Source organism: Mycobacterium sp. SMC-17 (genome assembly GCF_045310915.1).
In the GTDB taxonomy this organism is placed as follows: Bacteria; Actinomycetota; Actinomycetes; order Mycobacteriales; family Mycobacteriaceae; genus Mycobacterium.
Genome location: NZ_JBJIAK010000145.1, coordinates 1 through 1,488, shown reverse-complemented (window position 1 = coordinate 1,488; position 1,488 = coordinate 1). Strand labels below are relative to the sequence as shown.

1 protein-coding gene is annotated in these 1,488 nt (G+C 66.1%); it reads left to right on the top strand.

What is annotated here, in order from left to right:
• Nucleotides 1-135 precede the first annotated feature (135 nt).
• Entirely contained in the window at nucleotides 136-1,455 is a 1,320-nt protein-coding gene (locus ACJH7A_RS30470) for an IS256 family transposase (protein ID WP_016894482.1), read from the top strand.
• Nucleotides 1,456-1,488 lie beyond the last annotated feature (33 nt).

Genomic DNA, 1,488 nt, shown 5'->3' with positions numbered 1-1,488 from the left:
GAGCAATGATCAGAACCTGTGGATGAGCCTTGGTAGGGCGGCGTGAATGTGGGCGCGCCTTCCCGGGGATGATCACAAGTCCAGTTCGTTTCTGATCAAGACCGGCGTTGGCGCGCTGGTTGGGAAGGCACGCCCGTGCTCACCGTAGTTCACGATGTCGCGCAGGCCAACGACACCCGCAGCGGTGCCGGTCGGTCGTTGTTGGATGAGATTGTCCGCGACGGTGCCCGGCAGATGCTGGCCGCCGCTTTGCAGGCCGAGGTCGCCGCCTATGTCGACCAGTTCGTCGATCAGGTCGACGAGAATGGGCACCGGCTGGTGGTCCGCAACGGCCACCACAACGTCCGGGAGGTGCTCACCGGCGCTGGGGCGATCGAGGTGAAGGCGCCGCGGGTCAACGACAAACGGGTCGATCCGGAAACCGGTGAGCGGCAACGATTCTCGTCGAAGATACTGCCGGCGTGGGCGCGTAAGTCCCCGCAGATGGCCGAGGTGCTGCCGTTGCTGTACCTGCATGGCCTGTCCAGCAGCGACTTCGGTCCGGCGTTGGAGCAGTTCCTCGGCTCGGGGGCGGGGCTCTCGGCTCCGGCGATCACCCGACTGACCGCGCAGTGGCAGGACGAGGCCGCCGCGTTCGGCCGCCGGGACCTGTCGGGCACCGATTATGTGTACCTGTGGGTGGACGGCATCCATCTCAAGGTCCGCCTGGAGCAGGACAAACTGTGCCTGCTGGTGATGCTGGGGGTGCGCGCCGACGGCCGCAAGGAACTGGTCGCGCTGACCGACGGGTACCGCGAATCAGCGGACTCGTGGGCGGATCTGCTGCGGGACTGCCGGCGCCGTGGCATGCGCGCCCCGGTGCTCGCGGTCGGGGACGGTGCTCTGGGGTTCTGGAAAGCGGTCCGTGAGGTGTTCCCCGATACCCGTGAGCAGCGGTGCTGGTTTCACAAGCAGGCCAATGTCCTTGCCGCACTACCGAAGTCGGCGCATCCGGGGGCGATCGCGGCGATGCGGGAAATCGCGGGCGCCGAGGACATCGACCACGCGCAGGTCGCGGTCAAAGCCTTCGAACTGGACTACGGCGCCAAGTTCCCCAAGGCCGTGGCCAAGATCGTTGACGACCTCGATGTGCTGCTGGAGTTCTACCACTATCCCGCCGAGCACTGGGTACATCTGCGCACCACCAATCCGATCGAGTCGACCTTCGCCACGGTCCGGTTGCGCACCAAGGTCACCAAGGGGCCGGGTTCCCGCGCGGCGGGTATCGCCATGGCCTACAAGCTCATTGACGCCGCACAAGCCCGCTGGCGGGCGGTGAACGCCCCGCACCTGGTCGCCCTGGTCCGGGCCGGAGCGGTGTTCCACAAAGGCAAACTGCTCGAACGACCCGTCGACATCACCCCACCCGAACCGGCCGACAACCCGGCCACCCCGACCGGAACGGAGGTCGCCTGAAAAACACCAATCCACAGGTATTGACAATTACTC